This is a genomic window from Vibrio sp. R11-SG3-ISO3-SZ (assembly GCF_059834345.1).
Map to the genome: position 1 here is coordinate 1 of NZ_JCBDGX010000017.1, position 18,731 is coordinate 18,731.

The 18,731-nt window shown below is 48.6% G+C and carries 18 protein-coding genes and 1 rRNA gene; 17 read left to right on the top strand and 2 right to left on the bottom strand.

The features are described from left to right. The 4 genes from cysD to cysC all read left to right on the top strand — a co-directional run. A partial coding sequence (cysD, locus tag AC6R1O_RS02130) for a sulfate adenylyltransferase subunit CysD (RefSeq protein WP_500656433.1) occupies nt 1-446 on the top strand: 446 nt, incomplete at its 5' end. A 20-nt stretch (nt 447-466) separates the two neighbouring features. Continuing rightward, a complete protein-coding gene (gene cysN / locus AC6R1O_RS02135; RefSeq protein WP_500627529.1) occupies nt 467-1,900 on the top strand; it encodes a sulfate adenylyltransferase subunit CysN in 1,434 nt (477 codons plus the stop codon). Between the two features lie 29 nt (nt 1,901-1,929). Beyond that, nucleotides 1,930-3,654, top strand: a complete 1,725-nt coding sequence (locus AC6R1O_RS02140) for an SLC13 family permease (RefSeq protein WP_500656434.1) — start codon at nt 1,930-1,932, stop codon at nt 3,652-3,654. A 59-nt stretch (nt 3,655-3,713) separates the two neighbouring features. After that, nucleotides 3,714-4,331 (top strand): adenylyl-sulfate kinase, encoded by a 618-nt coding sequence (cysC, locus tag AC6R1O_RS02145; RefSeq protein WP_487903287.1) that lies wholly within the window; start codon nt 3,714-3,716, stop codon nt 4,329-4,331. A gap of 118 nt (nt 4,332-4,449) precedes the next feature. Here the strand turns inward: cysC and AC6R1O_RS02150 are convergent, their stop codons facing one another. After that, nucleotides 4,450-4,911 carry a chemotaxis protein CheX gene (locus AC6R1O_RS02150; protein WP_500627531.1) on the bottom strand — a complete coding sequence of 154 codons (462 nt, stop codon included), beginning with the start codon at nt 4,909-4,911 and terminating at the stop codon, nt 4,450-4,452. Between the two features lie 50 nt (nt 4,912-4,961). Then, a complete protein-coding gene (gene zur / locus AC6R1O_RS02155) occupies nt 4,962-5,420 on the bottom strand; it encodes a zinc uptake transcriptional repressor Zur (protein ID WP_487903286.1) in 459 nt (152 codons plus the stop codon). Between the two features lie 274 nt (nt 5,421-5,694). On the opposite strand from zur, the gene AC6R1O_RS02160 reads away from it, so the two are divergent. The 13 genes from AC6R1O_RS02160 to AC6R1O_RS02220 form a co-directional block, all read left to right on the top strand. After that, nucleotides 5,695-6,756, top strand: coding sequence for a sensor domain-containing diguanylate cyclase (locus tag AC6R1O_RS02160; protein ID WP_500630332.1), 1,062 nt, complete (start codon nt 5,695-5,697; stop codon nt 6,754-6,756). A 229-nt stretch (nt 6,757-6,985) separates the two neighbouring features. Next, nucleotides 6,986-7,198, top strand: a complete 213-nt coding sequence (cspE, locus tag AC6R1O_RS02165) for a transcription antiterminator/RNA stability regulator CspE (RefSeq protein ID WP_500627533.1) — start codon at nt 6,986-6,988, stop codon at nt 7,196-7,198. Nucleotides 7,199-7,576: 378 nt separating this feature from the next. Then, nucleotides 7,577-7,720: a hypothetical protein gene (locus AC6R1O_RS02170; RefSeq protein ID WP_500627534.1), complete on the top strand. Its 144-nt coding sequence runs from the start codon at nt 7,577-7,579 to the stop codon at nt 7,718-7,720. A 15-nt stretch (nt 7,721-7,735) separates the two neighbouring features. Next, on the top strand, nt 7,736-7,948 hold the full coding sequence (locus AC6R1O_RS02175) for a hypothetical protein (protein WP_500627535.1): 213 nt from the start codon (nt 7,736-7,738) through the stop codon (nt 7,946-7,948). A 365-nt stretch (nt 7,949-8,313) separates the two neighbouring features. Next, nucleotides 8,314-10,437: a methyl-accepting chemotaxis protein gene (locus AC6R1O_RS02180; protein WP_500656435.1), complete on the top strand. Its 2,124-nt coding sequence runs from the start codon at nt 8,314-8,316 to the stop codon at nt 10,435-10,437. 277 nt (nt 10,438-10,714) lie between these two features. Continuing rightward, entirely contained in the window at nt 10,715-11,737 is a 1,023-nt protein-coding gene (gene dusA, locus AC6R1O_RS02185; RefSeq protein ID WP_500656436.1) for a tRNA dihydrouridine(20/20a) synthase DusA, read from the top strand. Nucleotides 11,738-11,893: 156 nt separating this feature from the next. Further along, on the top strand, nt 11,894-12,106 hold the full coding sequence (gene pspG / locus AC6R1O_RS02190) for an envelope stress response protein PspG (protein WP_334554563.1): 213 nt from the start codon (nt 11,894-11,896) through the stop codon (nt 12,104-12,106). Between the two features lie 100 nt (nt 12,107-12,206). Further along, on the top strand, nt 12,207-12,872 hold the full coding sequence (locus tag AC6R1O_RS02195) for a TIGR04219 family outer membrane beta-barrel protein (protein WP_500656437.1): 666 nt from the start codon (nt 12,207-12,209) through the stop codon (nt 12,870-12,872). A gap of 241 nt (nt 12,873-13,113) precedes the next feature. After that, entirely contained in the window at nt 13,114-13,344 is a 231-nt protein-coding gene (locus tag AC6R1O_RS02200) for a hypothetical protein (protein WP_334554559.1), read from the top strand. A 215-nt stretch (nt 13,345-13,559) separates the two neighbouring features. Next, complete coding sequence (locus AC6R1O_RS02205) at nt 13,560-15,413, top strand: assimilatory sulfite reductase (NADPH) flavoprotein subunit (RefSeq protein ID WP_500656438.1); 1,854 nt, start codon at nt 13,560-13,562, stop codon at nt 15,411-15,413. Next, on the top strand, nt 15,413-17,146 hold the full coding sequence (gene cysI, locus AC6R1O_RS02210) for an assimilatory sulfite reductase (NADPH) hemoprotein subunit (RefSeq protein ID WP_500656439.1): 1,734 nt from the start codon (nt 15,413-15,415) through the stop codon (nt 17,144-17,146). The genes AC6R1O_RS02205 and cysI overlap by 1 nt, the downstream gene beginning before the upstream one ends. Then, a complete protein-coding gene (locus tag AC6R1O_RS02215) occupies nt 17,139-17,915 on the top strand; it encodes a phosphoadenylyl-sulfate reductase (protein WP_334554553.1) in 777 nt (258 codons plus the stop codon). The genes cysI and AC6R1O_RS02215 overlap by 8 nt, the downstream gene beginning before the upstream one ends. A gap of 615 nt (nt 17,916-18,530) precedes the next feature. Further along, nucleotides 18,531-18,731: ribosomal RNA gene (locus tag AC6R1O_RS02220) — 16S ribosomal RNA — on the top strand; the annotation flags it as partial.

Genomic DNA, 18,731 nt, shown 5'->3' on the forward strand with positions numbered 1-18,731 from the left:
ACCACACCTGGGACCCGAAAAACCAGCGTCCAGAGCTATGGCGCACCTATAACGGTCAAATCAACAAAGGCGAAAGTATTCGTGTGTTCCCACTGTCGAACTGGACTGAGCTCGACATCTGGCAATACATCTACTTAGAGAACATCGAGATTGTGCCTTTGTACTTGGCGGATACGCGTCCTGTTGTTGAGCGTGATGGCATGTTGATCATGGTCGATGACGAGCGCATGAAGCTGCAACCGGGTGAAGTGGTGGAAGAGAAAAGCGTGCGTTTTCGTACCTTGGGTTGTTACCCACTGACTGGGGCGATTGAGTCCACCGCCAACACGTTGACCGGTATTATCGAAGAGATGTTAGTGGCGACGTCGAGTGAGCGCCAAGGTCGAGCGATCGACCACGATCAGTCAGGATCGATGGAGCTCAAAAAACGTCAAGGTTACTTCTAAGTAGGATCTAAGGAAAGAAAATGAACAGCGCAGTCGTAGCGGAGCTCGCAGAGCTTGGTATCGAGGGATACCTAAAACAGCACCAATACAAGTCACTACTTAGATTCTTAACGTGTGGCTCAGTTGATGACGGCAAGAGTACCTTGATCGGTCGCTTGCTGCATGACTCAAAACAAATTTATGAAGATCAGTTGGCGGCGGTCCACTCTGATTCTCAGCGTGTCGGCACCACCGGAGAGCGCCCAGACTTGGCGCTGTTGGTCGATGGTCTGCAAGCGGAACGTGAACAGGGCATCACCATTGATGTGGCCTACCGTTATTTCTCTACCCAAAAACGCAAATTCATCATTGCGGATACACCGGGGCATGAGCAATACACGCGTAACATGGCGACCGGTGCGTCAACCTGTGATCTGGCGGTGATCTTGATCGATGCGCGTAAGGGCGTCTTGGATCAAACGCGTCGTCACTCCTTCATCTCTAATTTGCTTGGTCTTAAGCACTTTGTGGTGGCGGTTAACAAGATGGACTTGGTCGATTACTCACAGCAGCGCTTTGAAGAGATTCGTGAGCAATACCTTGAGTTTTCCAAGAACCTGCAAGGTGAGACGGACATTCAGATCATCCCGCTGTCAGCGCTCGAAGGCGATAACGTGGTTGAGCCCAGTGCCAACATGAGCTGGTTCAAAGGCCCATCACTGCTTGAGCTTTTGGAGTCTGTCGATGTAGACAGCGAAAAAGAAGTGGGCGATTTCCGCTTCCCTGTGCAATACGTTAACCGCCCGAACCTCGATTTCCGTGGCTTTGCCGGCACGATTGCCTCTGGCAGTGTCAGCGTAGGTGACAAAATTAAAGCGTTGCCATCAGGCAAAACCTCAACGGTGGCGCGTATTGTGACCTTTGATGGCGATTTGGAGAAGGCGCAAGCCGGACTTGCGGTGACGTTGACGCTGGAAGATGAAATCGACATTAGCCGCGGCGATCTGCTCGTACTGGAGTCCTCTTCTGTGGAGTCGAGTAACCACCTGCTGGCCGATGTGGTATGGATGACCGAGCAGCCGCTTAAACCGGGACGTGATTACGACATCAAGATCGCGGGTAAGAAAACGGTAGGTCAGGTGCAAACGATTCGTCACCAGTACGATATCAACAACCTCTCGAGCCACAGTGCTGACGAGTTACCGTTAAACGGGATCGGTTTGTGCGAATGGACCTTGAACGAGTCGGTCGCACTGGACAAATACCTCGCTTGCCAAGACACCGGCGGTTTTATCGTGATTGATCGCTTAACCAATGTGACAGTCGGCGCGGGATTGATTCGCGAAAGCTTGTCGCAGGTTGCGCGTGGTGAAGGTCAGTTCTCTGAGTTTGAAGTTGAGCTCAATGCACTGATTCGTAAGCACTTCCCTCATTGGGGTGCGGCTGATCTCAGCCAACTGCTTGGCCAGAAGTAAGCCAAGGTAAGCGAGTAGGGAGAGGCGAAATGTGGCAGCAAGGAGTGGTGCTGGCGTTGTTGGTCGGGGTTGTGACCTGTTTAGTCAGCACACGAGTTAAACCGAGCTATCTGTTTGCCAGCGCAGCGTTTATTGCCTTCATTGCCGGCTTGATTGACGTCAGTGAGATCGCCTCTAACTTCACCAATGCCTCATTGGTGACGCTGGTGCTGCTCATCTTGGCATCGTGCGCGCTAGAAAAAACGCGTCTGATCAGCTGGGTGAGCCGCTCTTTGTCGACGGGCAAATTAGGCACCGTCGTGGCGAAGTTGGGTATCTCCACGGCGCTGCTCTCTTCGTTTACTAATAATACGGCGGTGGTGGTATCGCTGATTGGCGCCATTAAGCGCAACCAGCAACACGCCCCGTCGAAGTTATTGATCCCTCTCTCGTATACCGCCATCTTAGGCGGTACGTTAACCCTTATTGGTACCTCGACCAATTTGATCATCAGCAGCTTTGTTGAAAACGCTGGATTGCCAAGTTTGGGCTTTTTTACCCCGACTTTGATTGGTTTATCAGTCTTGGTTGGCGGGCTGCTTATCTTGATCCCTCTGAGTTATCTGTTGCCAAACTATGATGATCACAGCCAAGACGACTTACCGTACTTTTTAGAAGCGCGGGTTGAGCCTGGCTCGCCGCTGGTTGGGCGCAGTATCAGTGAGAACAATTTGCGTGCGCTGCGTAAACTCTTTTTGGCCGAAGTGATCCGTGATGGGCAAACCATGCCATCGGTGGACCCTGATTTTGTCTTGCAGGCCAGAGACCGCTTGCTCTTTTGTGGCGATATAGAAAGCGTCGCGACCTTGCAAGAGATCCAAGGCTTAACGCTGTTTGGTCAGCACCACATCAACGGGCAAAACTACGTGGAAGTGGTGGTGAGCTCTTCGGCGAGCTTTTGCAACAAGACGTTAAAATCGAGTCACTTCCGCGATCGCTTTGATGCGGTGGTGGTGGCGATTCGTCGTGGCCATGAGCGTTTGGAAGGTGGCTTGGGTAACATAGTGCTGAATGCGGGTGATACCTTAGTATTGGTGCCTGGGAAACGTTTTGAGCAAGAAAGGCAAGCTCACCGCAAAGAGTTTGTGGTGATGAATGATCTCGATTCGAGTGCTCGCCTCGATGGCAACAAATCCGCCTTGGTGCTGCTGGGCTTTGCTCTGGTGATTGGGCTCGCCCTGATGGAGGTCCTGCCGCTCATTAAGGGGCTGTCCGTATTTTTGCTGGCGACTTTGATGACGGGCATTGTACATATCAACGAACTGCGACGCCGTTTTCCTATCGATATCGTCGTCATTGTCGGCTCGGCGCTGTCGATTGCCCAGCTGATGCTCTCTACTGGCCTGTCGGAAAACTTAGGACAGATGTTTATCGAGGCATTTAACGGTTGGGGCGTCTTTGGCGCACTGGTGGCGACCTACTTCTTAACCCTGATTTTGACAGAGCTGGTGACCAACAATGCCGCCGCGGCCTTGGCGTTCCCGATTGGCTACAGTATGGCGCTGGGCTACGGGGTAGAGCCGATGCCGTTTATCATGGCCGTGCTGTTTGGCGCGAGTGCGAGCTTTATTTCGCCGTATGGCTATCAAACCAATCTATTGGTGTATAGCGTTGGCAACTACACATTACTGGATTATGTCAAAGTAGGAATTCCACTCTCTATCGTCTATTCGATACTGGTGCTTGGGCTTATCCCGATCTTTTTTCCCTTCTGATGCAGCTATTTCTCCGCTTTGCCTCGCTCGCAGAGTGGAATGATTGACAAGGACTGACTATGACCACACAAACCCGCGAAAAAGACGAAAACATCGTTTGGCACTCACACGCCGTTGATAAAGCGCAGCGTGCCAAACTTAAAAATCAGCGCCCTGCGGTACTCTGGTTTACCGGGCTATCTGGAGCGGGAAAGTCGACCGTGGCTGGCGCGCTTGAAACCAAGTTGGCGCAGCTGGGTTACCACACCTATTTGCTTGATGGCGACAATGTTCGTCATGGCCTGTGCAGTGATTTAGGATTTTCAGAGCAAGACCGACGCGAGAATATTCGCCGCATCGGTGAGCTGGCGAAATTGATGGCCGATGCCGGTTTGATTGTCCTGTCTGCGTTTATCTCACCGCATCGAACCGAGCGTCAGCTGGTGCGTGAACTGCTGCCTGAGGGCGAGTTTTTGGAAGTGTTTGTCAACGCATCGCTCGATGTCTGTGAGCAGCGCGATCCAAAAGGGCTGTACAAAAAGGCAAGAGCAGGGGAGATCCCAAACTTCACCGGTATTGATTCTGAGTATCAAGCACCGCTTAACCCAGAAATCGATTTACCTGCGGGTGAAAAGAGCATCGATGAGCTGGTGGCAATGTGTCTTGAGACATTAAAAGAGCGGCAGATCATCGCTTAACCAAAAAAGCTTCCATGTCGGAAGCTTTTTTATCACCCGTGTTTTAGCATCAAGGCTTAACACGCGTGTGTGCCATTCATGTGCGCCATTGTGATACGCCGTGAGGGATGCGCTGTGCTTATTCGAAACAGATTTCGATAAAGGCGTTGCCCCATTGCGAGGTGAACGGCATGATGATGATCGAGCCTTCGCACTTGTGGCGAATCGTGTGGCCTTTCCCTGACACCACGACAGGCGTCGCCATATCAAAATCAAAGCCGCTTTCTGCCAAGATGCGTTTTGCACCGCCAGTGACCATGTTGGTGATTTCGCCCACCATATCGGTGACTTCATCATTCAAACCATTCGGGCGTTCACCCAACATGTTTTGCATGATTTCCAGCGCCAAGTTTTCATCAAAGGTAATAGACATCGAACCACGCGTTTGCTGGCCAACCATACCAATCAAACCGGAAATATCACCGCGAGCGATCTCATCCTTTTTTACACGAGGTTTTTGCGGTTTTAGCTCCAGTGATGCCATGGTCTTCAACACATTCATCAGTGAAGCTAAAAACGGGTTTACAAATTCAGCGCGCATAATCTTCTTCTATTCATTAATGGACTGTGAAACTTATTTTACTGTGAGACTTATTGCACTTTGTCAGCGCTGCACGACTGACAAGTCCCATGTGATTCAATCACGTGGTTTGTGAGTCTGAAACCGTGCCTTTCCGCGTTGTCTGCCAGTAAGGCTATCAAACTATCATCTTGTAATTCAATGACATTTCCACACTTGTCACAGATCAGTAGATGAGAAAAGTGCTTGTGTGCGTTACAAGAGCAGCACTGTATGAAACTGTTGGTCGACTCGACTCGGTGAATGAAACCTTGCTCTAACAGAAAATCGAGTGCTCGATAAACGGTTGGCGGCTTAGCCTGCGGTTCACTGAGTTTCAGCTCCTCTAAAAGTTCATACGCGCTGGACGCTTTCGGGCTGGCACAAATCAACTCAAAGACTCGTTTTCTTTGAGGGGTCAGCCGTACGCCTCTCGCGACACAGATTTCTTCAATTTGTGTGACTAGCTGTGGGTCCAAATTTCTCACCATAACCATTGGACATGTTTAATAATATACCATTTCCGCAACTTTAGCGTCGCGCGTAAGGCATTTTCTGATAAGTGTGTCAGTGCGTTATTTACCCTCACCGGACACAGAGCATCATTTTGACACTTGCGCATAAGTTACCTTATCTACAGGGAAAACGATACCAATAACGCGTGCCCTTTGTGTTTGTTGCTTGCATCTGTCAGAAATAGGGTTAATGTTTAATGGGTCAATCATCAAAAATTATAATAACGACAATGCACCATTAGGGGGAGCTATGCGGTCAGAAAGAGCCTATGGTCTTTCGAAGCTTGCCGAATTAGAACGAGGCCATCATGTGACACTGCCTGCGGCCTTTATACAGGCGTTGTCGGTGTCAACCTCACTGCAAGCGGTGCTCGATACCGTCTCCCAATGGATGTCGCAGATGTTTGCCTCCCAAAGAGCCAGCATTACGCTTAAGGAAGGCGGAGATACGCTCAAGGTCTACTCGATCAGTGGCAATAAAGCCATTCCACTCGATTCCCATCTCCCTATTGCGCAAACGCTCGTCGGCCGAGCCTTCTCAACTCGTACACTGCTCATTTGTGACGATCTTGCCACCTCTGAGGAGTTAGATTGCGTCATGCTGCGGGATTCTGGGCTAAAGACCTGTATGGATGCCCCTCTCGTGTGTGGTGACCAATGTTTGGGTACTCTTAATATTGGCCACGATCAAAGTCACTACTTTACTGAAGAGCAAGCTATTACTTTGCAATGTATTGCCAATTGGGTCAGCTTCAATATCCAACTGCATCAGCAAGTGATGGCGCTAAACCAACTGGCCACGACGGATGAGCTCACTGGCGCTGCCAATCGCCGGGTATTTTCAGCCAAGATTCAACAAACCTTGTCGGATTTTCATGAGCAACACCAAGGCTTTGTACTTGGCTTGATGGATATTGACCATTTTAAACCGCTCAATGATCGCTATGGCCATTTAGCGGGGGATCAGGTCTTAAAGCAAGTGGTTACGCTCACCATGCAGCAAATGAAAGGGTTAGGGCATGTCTCGCGCATTGGCGGTGAAGAGTTTGCGCTTATTGTTCGTCAGTCAGAACTGGAATCTGCGATGTCGGTGTTTGAGTCGCTTCGAGCCACGCTCGCACAATACCCGTATGAGTATGATGGCACTCGGATGTCGATCACCGTCAGTATAGGGGCGGTGGCACCTAGCGCTTTCGATCTCACACCTGAAAGTTTACTTAAACGCGCTGACCAAGCCTTGTACGAGGCAAAAGCGGCAGGGCGAAATTGTGTTCGAGCCAGCACAGAGCTGCGCCAAGACAGGGCGGGCTGACGAAAAAGCGAGTTGAAAATAAAAATGTGAGAAATCACTATCTATTATTTTTACAAGGTGTATAGTGTCGTCAGCTCAAAAAGCGGGCTATTAATGTAATATCTAGTTCAAGATCTTCACAGTTTCATTTCGATTCAGTCGTCATACTTATCCTGCGATACCTTTTTCTACATGCTTTCCTTAGTAGCTTCTATTTTCTTCATTAATGTATCAATGTATCGAGGTATTTATGTCTAATAAGACAACTGGTTCAGTAAAATGGTTTAACGAAACTAAAGGTTTTGGCTTCATCACTCCAGACAACGGTGGCGCGGATCTTTTCGTTCACTTCCGTTCTATTGTTAGCGATGGTTTTAAAACTCTCGCAGAAGGCCAAAAAGTGGCGTTCAACGTTGAGCAAGGTGGCAAAGGCCCACAAGCTGCTGACGTAACTGTACTGTAATTGTACTTAAGAGATCTCGCTGTCTCATTCAGATGGCGAGGTCTTTTTGTTTTCATTGCTTATCAAGGAGTTCAATGACTAGAAAATCTAACCGAAAAACATATTGGTATTATGTTCTTCGCGAACAAAAATTACCTAAAGGGCAAAGTGCCATTGTTCAAAATACACTATCACCTTTACTCTAGGTCGACATCTTGGTCTGCCTCCCTTCACCAGCTCAATAGCGACGTTCTCAAGCGGCACGTGCTGCCTCAGTTAAACACCGACGATTTAGATTTACATTTTTCATTTTGTGAAGTGAGTGAGTCTGGTCAATTTCAAAATTCTGACGGTGTGGTTTTAGGCTCTTTCCATATCGAATCGGATAAGGATTAAGCATTGAAGAAGAACGCAAAACCTCGTAAGCCTGCAGAAGAGGCTTCAACGAAACAAGAAGACCAGCCCCAAAACATCCATCAAATTCGCAAGAGAATTGAAGACATTCTTTTAGAACGTGATCAGAAAGAACGAATTGAACTCTAAATTGGAGAGAAAACAATGAGAAAACCAGCAAGACCTGCAAGAAAATCAGGCAAGAAAATGCGTAAGAGTGACTTTGAAGATAAGTTTTCTCTCATGGTGGGTGAATACAACAAACAGAAAGAGCTCTTGGACGCCATGAGCGAAGGCGACGCAGAACACGCCAAACAGAAAAAGAAATGTGACGCACTGTTCGCCAGCGCCGAGCGCTTTCTTAACGCCAATCAATAATCGGCGCGTCAACGTCAAATTGCTTCCAACCTCTTCATCGTAGCGCTCTGCTCAAGACGTGAGAGGTTGAGCTACTGTATCCTTCACGGGACGAATCGCCATCAGCGCGTTCACTCCTTCACCTCGCTACGATTACTTCTTCTCTACTTTTACCTTGTTCATCCGAGTTAATGTCATTTGCACCAAGTAAGTGCTTTGTTTTTTTAAGTGCTTGGTTTTAGTGCAAGTTGTTGTGCTTTTTTGGTGAGGTCTTATTTTTTGTTATTTAAAATCAAATGGTTGTTTCTTTGTTGAGGCGGGTGTGAAACTTGCATCACTCGAAGCCGTTTTGATTGTATACGATAAGATAATAATAAGGGACAAGGATGAACCTAACTCAGAGTGAACAACGTTGGCTACCGTGGCTTGGTAGCACAGGGAAGCTTGCCATGAAAAAGGCGTGCTATTTAAATCGCCATAGAAAAAATGAGCTCGAACAAACGTTTGAGAATATCGCACACACACGAGTGAACTTGCTTCAGGATTGGGCGAACAATCAATGGGCCTTTTTGACCAATGCCGCGCTCTACCTTTCGAGTAAACCTATCAATGAGCGTAATACGACATTAGAGGGACTGACTCAGAGGGGAAAAGACTTCTCAGAGTTGTTTATTGTCGATAGTCAGGGCATGACCACTCACTCCAGTCATAAGAATCATATCGGCAGTCATATCGTCGATGATGTGGCGCTGGCATCGGGTCTAAAGGCACCATACTTGCTAGGCCCTTATGTGGATGAGCGCACACTGGCTATTGGCCCTTCAAGTTCCACATTTCATGATGCGGTGACATTGATGTTCTATCAACCGTTGGGTAAGCCTGGTGAGGAGCAAGCATGCCTTTGCGGTCGAATTCCCAACGATGTGATTGGCGACATTATTCAACGCGAAGCGGGGCACATCTACAGTGAATCTGGTGACAACTACCTGTTTATGGTTGAAGCCAAGCATGATCCAAGTATTCTGCCGGGAACGGCATTATCGCGCTCACGTTTCGAAGACAATACCTTTTCTCATGGAGAGAATTTAAAACAGGGGATCACCACTGAGTTCGGTGTGGTGAAAGTTCGTCATCACACTGAGTTTGAAATTCTGTTCACAGACCCGGCAACGAAAGAGTTACACCCTGGCGTCAGAGAAACCATTCGTCACGGGCAAAATCTCTATATTGAATACCCAGGCTACTCTGACTACCGTCACATTCCCGTTATTGGTAAAGGGGTTACGTTTCAGTTGCCCGGTTCACCGGACCGTTGGGGGATGATGTGTGAGTCGGATTTAGAAGAAGTCTATCGACACCGAAGTTTGTCTTTAACTCAAACTCGACATTTTGCGTTCGGGGTTTTGGCCTCTGTATTGCTTCCGTCTTTCGCTGCGCACTACTTTCAACTTTCGCAAGTGTTTGTCTGGCTGTTGACGGCACTGGTTTGTATGGCGGTGACGTTTTCTTTTCACGCTCTCTGTGCACGCCCACTGTCTCGACGTGTTGAGGAAATGACGAATGTGATTCGTACCCTTGCAGAGGGGGATGGCAATTTGACTCAGCGCCTTGAAACGGAGCATTTGAAGCCAGATGAAATTGGCGGGCTTGGCCGCTGGACCAATAGCTTTATCGATAACTTAGAGGGCGTGGTCACGGAGTTGGTCTTTGCAAGCAAAGAGGTAAATCAAGTGTCCGCCTCTTTGTTGCGTCGCAGCCAAGTGCTCACCACCGCTAGCCAAGACACCTGTGCTTCCATTGAAGATATGATAGTGCTTAGTAAAGGCCAGCAAACTGACATCGAGTGTGCGAACCTTTCTGCAACAGAAATGGATAAAGCGATGCAAAGCACAATTGAACATGCGGCGCTGGAGTATCAACGTGCGGTTGAGTCCGCCAACGGTATCAAAGAAATCGTTGAAGCGTCAGCTCAGAGTGTCAATGATGTGAACGCTGAAATGGAAAAGATCACCGACATTGTCGACATCATCTCTGAAATCACGGCACAGACGAATTTGCTGGCATTAAATGCGGCGATTGAAGCCGCGAGAGCCGGTGAGCACGGACGTGGGTTTGCCGTGGTTGCAGATGAAGTTCGTACGTTAGCAGACAAAACCTCTCAAGCAGCGAACAATATCGGCACCATGCTGCAAAAGCTTCGTTCACAATCAAAGACAGCCGTTAGCTTTATGCAGCAAGGTATTGATAACGTCGAAAGCAACGCCATCATGGTCAATGGAACGGATGGCAATGAGGTTCTCCAGAACCGAGTTACCGAACTGTTTCGCATTATTAACGGTATTGCTGAAAACAGTGTTCAACACAGTAAAACGGTCGATCAAGCTCAAGTGACCTCCGAACAATTGATTATCTCTTCTCAACAGCTCGCGCGTCGAACAGCCTTAATGCAAAATGCACTGAAGCGTCTCGATCAACTGACAGGCCGTTTTGAAATCGCTCGAGCGTCATAGTGACCCAGTAGAGTGGGGAGAGTTAAATGCCCCACTGCTTGGCATGGTGTGAAAACACAGGTTCAATATCGCAAGATCAACGATTTAGATTTCTAAGGTCTGTGTGGTGTCTCGCCATGCTTGGGCACAGCGATAACTTGATGTAGAATCTGCGCTCTTTTTAATGAAACCACGATTCGAGCACTGACTGCTTTTGGCACAATAGCGCCCCAAAGCAGCTTTGAGGCAGCGAGTTGGGCGCTGATAGGGTGAGAAGATGCAAACAAAGGCGAGTTCAATGTTAGACACTAACGAAGAGAAAAAACCGACTCACAACGGGGTTTTTCCAAGCTCTCGATTCTCTATTGCACCCATGCTCGATTGGACAGATCGTCATTGTCGATACTTCCATCGGCTCCTCACTAAAGAGACCTTGCTCTACACAGAGATGGTGACAACCGGCGCGATCATTCATGGTAAAGGTGACTTCTTGGCGTATAACGAGGAGGAGCACCCAGTGGCGCTGCAACTTGGTGGCTCCAACCCGAAAGATTTAGCGACGTGTGCGAAGTTGGCGGCTGAGCGTGGCTATGACGAAATTAACCTCAATGTCGGTTGCCCGTCGGACAGAGTACAAAATGGCCGTTTTGGCGCCTGTTTGATGGCGGAACCTATGCTGGTGGCGGAGTGTATTGCCGCCATGCGCGATGTGGTTGATATACCTGTGACCGTTAAGACGCGCATTGGCATTGACGATCAAGACTCGTATGAGTTTCTGACTGATTTCGTGCGCATTGTGTCTGAAAAAGGTGGCTGTGAGCAGTTTACGATTCACGCTCGTAAAGCGTGGTTAAGCGGTTTGAGCCCGAAAGAGAACCGGGAGATCCCGCCGCTGGATTACCCGCGCGCGTATCAAATCAAACAAGACTTTGCCCACTTGAACATTGGCGTCAATGGCGGCATTAAAACCTTGGATGAGTCGTTAGAGCATTTAGCGCACCTTGATGGCGTCATGGTTGGGCGAGAGGCTTACCAAAACCCGTACCTATTGGCCCACGTTGATCAGACGATTTTCGGTCTCGACACACCAGTGAAGAAGCGTCGCCAAGTAGTCGAAGAGATGTACCCATACATTGAGCAGCAGTTGGCGAAGGGAGCCTACTTAGGCCACATCACTCGTCATATGTTGGGCTTGTTCCAAAACATGCCAGGCGCGCGTCAATGGCGTCGTTACATCAGTGAGAACGCCCATAAACCGGGTTCCGGAATTGAAGTGGTACAAGCGGCGCTGGCGAAAATCCCTCAAGAGTTGGATGTGTAAAAATCGCCAAACGAGTGGTTAAATTTACCAATAGATGAATATGAAGAGGTAGGGTTAGACCCTGCCTCTTTTTGTTTGTCTATATAAAACATAATCTTATCTTGATTTTTAATCTTGGCACACTATCTGTATTGATTGAGCAAAAAGGAGAGCACTATGTTTGAATTGATTTTTGCTTTGATCTTCGCGGCGACGTTGCTGGTCACAGGCGTGACCTTCCTGACCGTATTGGCCGCCATTGGCTTTGCTATGGTGGTGATGTTGCTGCTCGGGATGATGTCGGCGGTGATTAAATTAATCCCTTGGTTAGTGGTTATCGCGATAGCGGTATGGTTTTTTAAAAGCGTGGTCGCGCAGCCAAGATCCTAGCGCTGTTTAGGCTAAATTGTTGCGGGCAAGCTCGGTGAATGTGGTACTATTTTCGCTACGTCATCTATGATGCATAGCAACAGTGTGGAGAGTTTAATCAATGGGTATCAAATCGGCTGCAATTTTCACTATCGCCTCGATGGTTTCGGGATGGGCGATGGCGGAGTCCTCGTACACGGCGAAAGTCGGTGCAGAGATGTGGTGGCCGAAAACCAAGGTCAATGAAGTAAACCGCGATAGCGACACCACACCCAGCGGCTATTTGGCGATTGAGCATGACACGCCATACCTTCCCGATGCCCGTTTGCGTTACTCCAGTGTTGATGCTGACTACATGGCGTTTGATAAGCTCGACCTGACGCTCTACTACCGCTTGCTTGAGCATGATTTAATGCATTTCGATGCAGGGGTGACCCTGACGGATTTATCCGAGACCAAGTACGTCAATGCCGAAGACATCAACAATCCAGTCGATTTCGATGGATTTATCTGGGCGTGGTACGGCTATGCAGAGCTTACGGTGCCCAATACGCAGTTTGATATCATCGGTGAGATGAACTTTGGCAACAACAACGACATCAAAAGTACCGATTTGATGGCGGGCGTTCAGTACCGCCTGCCACTGAAAGAGACGACGTTGGCTTTCCGAGGTGGCTATCGCGTGATTGATTTGGAGTCGGGCAAGTTCGATGCGAAATCCGAGGACCTCGGTAAATCGTTTATCTTCGCCAATGGCTTTTTTGTTGGCGCGGAGTGGAGCTTCTAAGTCAGCGATTCTTCCCAGTGAAGAATATGTATGCGTCTTCTCGATAGCATGATGTATGACTGCCTCATGCCTTTCATTATAACTAGAAAAAGAGCGCTGCGATTGATGTGGCGCTTTTTTGTATCTATCGAACTGTTTTTTTATATCTATTCATTATAAATGCACGAAAAAATGTCGCGATATCGTCAGTTTCTTCCATGCTTATAGATGGCGCTTGTTTCTAGCCAGAGAAGGGAATCTCATGACGATTAATGAACTAAGAAGCCTATATCGAGACAATCAACTGGTGGAAGCCATTATTGAACCGTCTGTCCAAGAGGGCAGTTGGGTGGTGGAATTTCGCCACGCTAGAGGTGGTTTCGTGTTATTGACCGATGCTCAAGGTGAGGAGTGTCAGTACCTAGACCTTGATCTAGCCTCCAAGTCGGCAATGGCGGTGGGCTTTAAGCACGTACGGGTCGAAGCCAAATAGTCCCCACCACTCACAGAAAAAGACGCCTTGTCTATCACCTCTCATTATTACCTCCCCTGCTTGTACTGCGTAAAGGCGCGCGACTGGCTGACGGCGTTCAGGCGCTGCACGTTTCCTTTAATTCCAAAAGTTATAAAACATTCACTTCTATTCTTTCTTGTTATTAAGGAGAGTGGTTAATCTATCGTCACGCAATGAATAGGGATGTCGTGACCATGTCATTAAAAAACAACGTCTCCTCTGAAGGAAACGCATCACAAGAATTACCGGCTTTGGCTGCGCCGCTGAATGATCAGCAGCTAGGGTCTTTGCAACAAACTGTTGCTGGTTTATCTACTCAGCAGCTGGCATGGGTCAGCGGCTACTTTTGGGGCCTAGCACAACAGCCTCAAACCGCAGCAGCGTCTGCACCCATCAGTCAAGCGGCGGTTGCGGTGGCAGCCAAGCCTGCAGGTAAATTAACGATCATTTTCGCCTCGCAAACTGGCAATGCGAAAGGCGTGGCTGAAGCGCTCGAGCATGACGCAAAAGCGCAGGGCATTGATGTGGCGCTCTTTGATGCCAGTGATTACAAAGGCAAAAGCTTAGCCAAAGAGACCCACGTGATTATCGTGGCGTCAACCAATGGTGAAGGTGAAGCCCCAGACAACGCCATTGAACTGCATGAATTCTTGCAGTCGAAGAAAGCGCCGAAACTGCCGAACCTCAAATATGGTGTGATTGCGCTCGGTGACTCAAGCTATGAGTTTTTCTGCCAAACCGGTAAAGACTTCGATGCTTATCTCTCCAAGTTGGGCGCGACGGCCTTTATTGAGCGTGTTGACTGTGACGTCGATTATGAAGCGCCAGCCAGTGAGTGGCGTGAAAAAGCGCTCTCTATCGTTAAAGAAGAGTTGGCTGGTGGCGTAGAAGCTGCAGTCGTTCAGTTGCCAGTAGGTCAATCGGCGGTCGTGTCGTCCTACAACAAGCAAAACCCATACACCGCGACTTTGCTGACTAGCCAGAAGATCACCGGGCGTGATTCTGGAAAAGACGTGCGTCACATTGAAATTGATCTTGAAGGCTCAGGTTTGACTTATCAGCCAGGCGACGCCTTGGGCGTATGGTTTGAGAACAGCTCTGAACTCGCCAATGCGATCCTAGCTAAGGTGGGTCTGTCAGGTGTGGAAAGCGTTGAAGTGGATGGCGAGAGCTTGTCGATTCACAGCGCGTTGGTCACTAAATTCGAAATCACCGCTTCTAATCCTCAGTTTGTCACAAAATTTGCTGAGCTGTCAGGCAGCAAGAAACAGCAAAAATTGGTCGAAGACAAAGACAAGCTTCGTGAGTACGCCGCCAACACGCAAATTGTTGACGTGTTAGCGGAGAAGAAAACCACCCTATCGGCAGACGCACTGATTGGTTTGTTGCGCCGCTTGACGCCAAGACTCTACTCGATTGCCTCAAGCCAAGCCGAAGTGGATGAAGAAGTGCATTTGACTGTTGGGCTGGTGGAATACCAGCAAGGTGACGAGTCTCGCTTTGGTGGTGCCTCAGGCTTCTTGGCTCAGCGCCTCGAAGAGGGCGGTGCGGTCAAAGTGTTTGTTGAAAACAACAACAACTTCAAATTACCTCAAGATGACAGCACGCCGATTATCATGATTGGCCCTGGCACTGGGATTGCCCCATTCCGCAGTTTTATCCAGGAGCGAGAGAACCGTGATGCGTCTGGAAAGAACTGGTTGTTCTTTGGCGATCGTACCTTTACTCAGGACTTCCTCTACCAAGTGGAGTGGCAGAAATACCTAAAATCAGGGGTACTCAGCCGTTTGGATGTGGCCTTTAGCCGCGATCAAGCCGAGAAAGTGTATGTTCAGCACCGCATTTTAGAGAACGCGGCACAAGTGTGGCAGTGGATTCAAGATGGCGCGTATCTGTATGTCTGTGGTGATGCCACTCGTATGGCAAAAGACGTTCATGACGCGCTGATCATCGTCGCTGAGCAGCAAGGCAATCTATCGCGTGATGACGCAGAAGAATTTATCAATGAGTTACGCAAAGCAAAACGTTATCAAAGGGATGTGTACTAATGACTTTTTCTACTGAAAATAACAAGCAGGTGGTACTGGGCGAAGAGTTAGGGCCGCTTTCCGAAAACGAACGTCTTAAAAGAGAAAGTCACTTCCTACGTGGGACGATCGAAGCGGATCTGCAAGATCGCATCACCGGTGGATTTACGGCGGATAACTTCCAGCTGATCCGTTTCCACGGTATGTATCAGCAAGATGACCGTGATATTCGCAACGAACGTGCGAAACAAAAGCTGGAGCCTCTACACAATGTGATGCTTCGTGCGCGCATGCCGGGCGGCATTATCACGCCGAAGCAATGGTTGGCGATTGACAAGTTTGCTACAGAGCACTCTCTGTACGGCAGTATCCGTTTAACGACTCGACAAACGTTCCAGTTCCACGGCGTATTGAAGCCAAACATCAAATTGATGCACCAAACGCTCAACAGTATTGGGATTGACTCTATCGCTACCGCAGGTGACGTGAACAGAAACGTACTGTGTACCACTAACCCGGTGGAATCTGAGTTACACCAAGAGGCGTACGAGTGGGCGAAAAAGATCAGTGAGCACCTGCTGCCTAAGACGCGCGCGTACGCAGAGATCTGGTTAGACGGTGAGAAGGTTGAGACCACAGACGAAGAGCCGATCCTTGGTAGTAACTACCTACCGCGTAAGTTCAAAACCACCGTGGTGATTCCGCCGCAAAATGATGTGGATGTGCATGCGAACGATTTGAACTTTGTCGCGATAGCCGATAACGGCAAGCTGGTGGGTTTCAACGTTTTAGTCGGTGGTGGTCTTGCGATGACTCACGGTGATACGTCGACCTATCCACGTCGAGCGGATGACTTTGGTTTTATCCCACTTGAAAAAACGTTGGATGTGGCAGCCGCGGTTGTGACTACGCAACGTGACTGGGGTAACCGTTCAAACCGTAAGAACGCCAAAACCAAATACACGCTTGATCGCGTCGGTATCGATGTGTTTAAAGCGGAAGTGGAAAAACGTGCCGGTGTTCAGTTCCAAGCTAGCCGTCCATACGAATTCACAGAACGTGGCGATCGTATCGGTTGGGTAGAGGGCATTGATGGTAAACATCATCTCGCCTTGTTTATCGAAAACGGTCGACTATTGGATTACCCAGGCAAGCCCCTTAAAACCGGTGTGGCTGAAATTGCCAAAATCCATAAAGGCGATTTTCGCATGACGGCCAACCAAAACTTGATTGTGGCGGGTGTGTCGAAAAGCAACAAAGCGAAGATCGAGAAAATTGCGCGCGAACACGGTTTGATGGACGACGCAGTCAGCGAGCAACGTAAAAACTCGATGGCGTGTGTGGCCTTCCCAACTTGTCCGCTCGCCATGGCGGAAGCGGAACGTTTCTTGCCGCAGTTCGTGACCGACGTAGAAGGCATTTTAGCGAAACACAATCTACCAAAAGAAGACAACATCATTCTGCGTGTGACGGGTTGTCCTAATGGATGTGGCCGCGCGATGCTGGCTGAAATTGGTCTAGTGGGTAAGGCGCCAGGTCGATACAACCTGCACCTAGGGGGCAATCGCGCTGGAACACGCGTGCCGAAAATGTACAAAGAGAACATTACAGATAGTCAGATACTCGAAGAGATAGATCAACTGGTCGGTCGCTGGGCTACTGAGCGTGAGCAAGGTGAGTGTTTCGGTGACTTCGTGATTCGTGTTGGCATCATCCAAGAAGTATTGGTATCTAAGAGAGATTTTTATGCTTGATTCTGTAGCTTCAAAGCCGGAGCTGGCAGAACTGCTTAAACTGACCAAGACCGAGCAAAGTCTTCATCTTGCCCAGATCAATGTCGAGCTTGAGCAACTGTCAGCACAGCAGCGAGTAAAATGGGCGCTTGAAAACCTCGATGGTGAATTCGCGGTCTCGTCGAGTTTCGGTATCCAAGCGGCGGTGATGCTTCATCTCGTCACTGAGCAGAAACCGGACGTGCCAGTCATTTTGACCGACACAGGTTACTTGTTCCCGCAAACGTACCGTTTCATCGATCAATTGACAGAGAAATTGAACCTCAACCTAAAAGTGTATCGCGCTAAAGAGAGCCCGCAATGGCAAGAGGCGCGCTACGGCAAACTTTGGGAGCAAGGTATAGAGGGTATCGAGAAGTACAACAAGATAAACAAAGTGGAACCCATGCGCCGCGCGCTAGAGGAGCTTAATGTTAGCACTTGGTTCTCCGGTTTACGCCGCGAGCAATCTAAGTCGCGAGCTGGACTACCCATTTTGTCGATTCAAAATGGCGTGTTCAAGTTTCTACCAGTGATTGATTGGAGTAATAAGGACATCCACTATTACCTAGAAGAGCACGGACTCTCTTACCACCCACTTTGGGATGAAGGGTATCTCTCTGTCGGCGATACGCATACCACTAAGAAGTGGGAGCCTGGAATGGCAGAAGAAGAAACACGTTTCTTCGGCTTAAAGAGAGAGTGTGGTCTGCATGAAGAAGACAACGAACTCGATGGCTCGGGTATTTGATGCGGTAATTGCGTCAATGAACCTCAAAAAAGGTCGCGTATGCGGCCTTTTTTATCGCTTGGAATCAGTCGCTGTGGATAACTCTGTGGTTATTATGTGGTAAATAGTTGGGTAAAGTTGGATAAATAGGGGCTTGAGCGCTAATTGCTCATTTAGGCTCTATTTTTACATTTTTATGAAAATATCACTTGCCAATGTGATTTCGATCTCTATAATGCCACCTCGTCGACAGGGCAGAGCTCATAAGGGTTCAGCGTTATCGACAAGGTCAACTAGCTCAGCGGTAACGTTGAAATAAAAACTTAAAAAAGTGTTTGACACTGAAAATTAAGTCGCTAGAATGGCCGCCTCTTGTGAGTGACCTGAGTCACAGCCAAGAACGCTCTTTAACAATATAAACCTATCAATCTGTGTGGGCACTCGTTGATGATAATCCAATTAGAAATTTCTCTTAATAAAGAGCGGTTTCAAATTAGGTTTCAATGAACTGAGTGACCATTTGAATGACTTTCCTTTTTAAAGGATGGGCATTCGAGCACAGTCAATTCAAGTTTTCTAGGAACTAGCTTCTAGTCACTAGGAACTTATCAGTATTCATTGAGCCGACAAAATCTTAAATTGAAGAGTTTGATCATGGCTCAGATTGAACGCTGGCGGCAGGCCTAACACATGCAAGTCGAGCGGAAACGACTTAACTGAACCTTCGGGGAACGTTAAGGGCGTCGAGCGGCGGACGGGTGAGTAATGCCTGGGAAATTGCCCTGATGTGGGGGATAACCATTGGAAACGATGGCTAATACCGCATAATAGCTTCGG